The sequence below is a fragment of the Steroidobacter sp. genome, assembly GCF_016790065.1.
Lineage (GTDB): Bacteria > Pseudomonadota > Gammaproteobacteria > Steroidobacterales > Steroidobacteraceae > Steroidobacter.
In genome coordinates this window covers 1-3,511 of record NZ_JAEUPY010000191.1, presented here as the reverse complement: position 1 = coordinate 3,511, position 3,511 = coordinate 1, and the positions used below count along the sequence as shown (strand labels likewise).

Sequence of the window (3,511 nt, the reverse complement as noted above, 5' to 3'; positions counted from 1 at the left end):
TGAGCATCATCCGCACCTGTAACGGGGCATTCGGTGCCGACGCGGCCATCTGAAGATAGAACTCGGGCACCGCATCCCCGTAGTTCGCCGCCTCGACCGCCTGCAATTCCGGGAAAGAGAACCGCACATCGATCGAGAGCTGCGCCCCGGAAGGCAGCTCAGACTGATCGGGACGCAAATGAAAATCGAGCGGAACAATTCGGCGCTGGGTAGGTGTCACTCCAAACAAACGTGAGAGTGCCTGTAACAGCGCAGTCTTGCCCGCACCATTGCCGCCCACGAGAGCGGTGAGATGTTGCTGAAGTGCCACGGTGGTGCCGTCGGGACCGAAGCATCGAAATCCTTTCAGCGTAATGCTCTCAATCTTCATCGATGGTCCTGTGTTTCGGCGGCCCGGTGCCATTGATCGGGCCGCATTTCGAGTCGCTTACATGAACAAGCGATAGGGATAGGAATTCCCCGGCAGATCCGGGACGTTGGCAATAGTTCGGGCCAGACGCTGGGAGTAACGAATGGTCACGGGCACGGGGTCATACAGTGCATCATTGTTCCAATCCATTTTTGTGAGGGCGAGTGCCTCGAGCCCCGTTGTTTCAAGCGGTCCACCGCCAGCATGTCTCGTCAACACCAACGGGCGCGGAATACTTTTCTTTCCTTGATAGTAGTCGCCGCTGGTTGAGACCTCCGGCGCATTGCCAGATACCCACAAGAGCGCGGAGGTCCCCGAGCGAATCAACACTGTTCCTCGCGGAACTGGGTACCCCGACGGTTTACTGGGCGAATTCGCCTCGGGGGATTCAATGAGCCAAACCCCACGCCAGGTCGAGCGACTGTTGATTTCGACGCACTCCACTTCCGCAACGCCCGCGAGTGCGTCCAACGCACCGTCGAGCTCTTCCTGTTTGAACGCGGTCGTTTTGTGAATGACTAGTCGTCTCGGTAACTCACCGCCGTTACGGGCTTGATACAGATGGAGGCTTCGAGCGAGCACAGCCCGCATGTCATCGCGGCTCAGAAATGGATTGCGCCGTGCCTCTTCGACATCCTGCACACGATCACGTGCTTCGAAGGCGACGAACTGCATCCCGCCACCATCCATATCGAACACCTGCGAGCAACAGGTGACGTAGTGAGCGGTTTGCGGGTCGCCGCGCAGCGCGTAGGCCAATCCGATGTACGCGGTACCGGCAGGCACGCCCTCAAGCGGTGCCAGCTTCCAAGGAATGCCGCCAGCCTTGACGTACAGCGCGATCGATAGACGCCACGCGAGCGACGCCTTGTAGGGGAACGAAAACACTCGATCATTGATCACTTGCGTTGGAATCCCGAGCTGCGCGCCCAATGCCTTCAAGGCATCGTGGCCATCAAACGTCTGGGTTCGCAGCGCCGGTGCCCATGCATCGGGCAGATACACCACGACCACATCGAACTGATCGCGGACGAGCGCTAGTCGGCGCAGGGCATCACTCATCGCCGCGAATAAACGCACCTCCAGAGGACCGGAGGATCCAAGCGCCGACACATCGTTCGCCCACTTGATATGAGAGGCCGGGGAAGCGGCGACCAGGGGAATACCGAAAACCCGTTCGAACCCCGGATAGCGCGGGACGTATTCCTTGCGATCGCCCGGCTCATGCGGCCCGATGAGCGTGCGCATCAGATCGCCCACTTTGATCCAGCCGTTCGTCGGCGAGATGGTGGCGATACGCAACCGCGGGGTGTAGGGCTTGAATGCTGCGCTCGTATAGGGACCGAACCGAGCGAGACCTCGCAATGGATGCACATCGGTTGCACGTGCATCGCCGGCCGCGAATGTGAGATTCGGCTCGTCTAAGAGCGCGAACGGCGCGAGCTTCGCCGCCGAATAGTTCATCGTCATCACCGCTGCCTCTCAAAGTAGGCATGCGTGTGCGCCGGTCGACTCCACGCCGTGACGCCAGAGACACCGAAGACCGCATCGAGCCCTGCCCCCGGTGCAATACCGAAGGCCTGGAGCTGTTCGTCCGCGGAGTTCGACAGCAGCTGCGCCCAGGCATCGATGATCTTGGTCCAGGCTACGTTATATTTAAGAGCCCATCGTTCGCGACGCCAATCCGCCACCGGATCGCCGCCAGGCACAAAGGCCCGCGATAGCTCATCGGCGTCTGGGTCTGGATGCAATGTTTCTTCTCGCCTGGGCAGATCGACGAAGGTGGCGGGCTCAAACACGCACCACCATCGGTCGGCTATGTGCTCCATGCGCAGCCGAACGCCTTCGACATAGGGAAAGTCGAGTGCCGGCACCGTGCCAGCCAGTTCGACACCGTAGGCAGAGCGCAGTTTCGCGAGGCGCCGCCGACGCGCCTCGGTGCGCTTCCGATCTTCGTCCGGTTTGCCTCGCGCGATGAGCACGGCGTGTCCGGCGCGACGCAGGCGCGGCGTGAGCGGTCGTCCTCGGCAGAGCGCCTTTATCAGCGCGTCGTAGAGCAATCCCAAGGCCCAGCTATCTTCTTCTGGCTTCAGATCGATCGTGCCATCGAGTCGAGCCCCGAGAGAGGCCAGTGCGCGCAGCAGGCCCGCGTCGTCCCCGAACGCGGCCACCTCGTTGCCTCGGCAGGCCACGGCCGCGAACACGTGGGCCTCTTTCAGCAGCGCCCTGACTGCCTCGGCGGAGGCCGGCGCGGTTAAGGTCAGTCGCCGCGCGACGCGCGGCAATGAATCCATCAAGAGCGCAGAGCACCGAAGGACCGGGAACTTGCGTGCTTCGACCGTCGGTGGAACGACCGAATGCAACACTTTGCGCTGACGCAGCTCGAAGACGTGTTCGTGCAACGGCGCGGGCAGCGAGAACTGACTGACGATATCGGCGGACAGCTCATCGAAGTTTTGTGCTTCGACGATCGCAGCTTGCACGCCTGCGGCGGCGGCCCGCTCAAGCAACGCATGGACCGCCGGCAGCAAGTGTTTCACGGCGTTCGTCACCCAATAGAGGCCGGCCGGGTAGGCACCCGGCGACTGAATCGCCTGCTCCAGCGCCTCCATCACCGAGGCATCTCGTCCGCTGTACCCCACCACGACCAGCCCAAAGCGCTGGCAAACGCCCTTCAGCACGGCACTCATTTGACCGTCTTGGTGCTGGAGTTCGGCAGAGGTGTTCTTCAGCTTGATGGATTGGTAGTCGCCATGCAGTTTGGCGATGAGCGGCCAGTCGGATTCGCGCAGACAGCGCGCAGCTCGATCCACGGAATCGAGAGCCGCGACCGTGGGCATCGCCCGCTCACCGGCCGGTAACAACTGATCGGTTTGCGTAGTTGAGATCTCAATCAATGGGTCAAAGTTGGTGGTGAACACGCAAGGAACGCGCCCCGTCGAGATGAGCGCTGCAAGCACCCGATGACCGAACGAGGGCGTGCCCAGGCGGATCTTGTCATCGATGTAGCGCCGCCGATCGACCTCGGTCGCATACACGGCTTCAAAAGCAGCCGCGTACTCCGTCGGATCGCCCGCCGGTGGCAAAATCGACCGCTGCGCA

3 protein-coding genes are annotated in these 3,511 nt (G+C 61.7%); all 3 read right to left on the bottom strand.

The window, feature by feature from the left end; genetic code table 11:
* Positions 1 to 370 (bottom strand): ATP-dependent nuclease (locus JNL55_RS08305; protein WP_293851876.1); only part of this gene is annotated, 370 nt, incomplete at its 3' end.
* Positions 371 to 427: 57 nt separating this feature from the next.
* Entirely contained in the window at positions 428 to 1,879 is a 1,452-nt protein-coding gene (locus tag JNL55_RS08300; RefSeq protein ID WP_415923039.1) for an argonaute/piwi family protein, read from the bottom strand.
* The coding region (locus JNL55_RS08295) for an SIR2 family protein (protein ID WP_293851870.1) at positions 1,879 to 3,511 on the bottom strand (1,633 nt) is incomplete at its 5' end. The genes JNL55_RS08295 and JNL55_RS08300, both read right to left, overlap by 1 nt.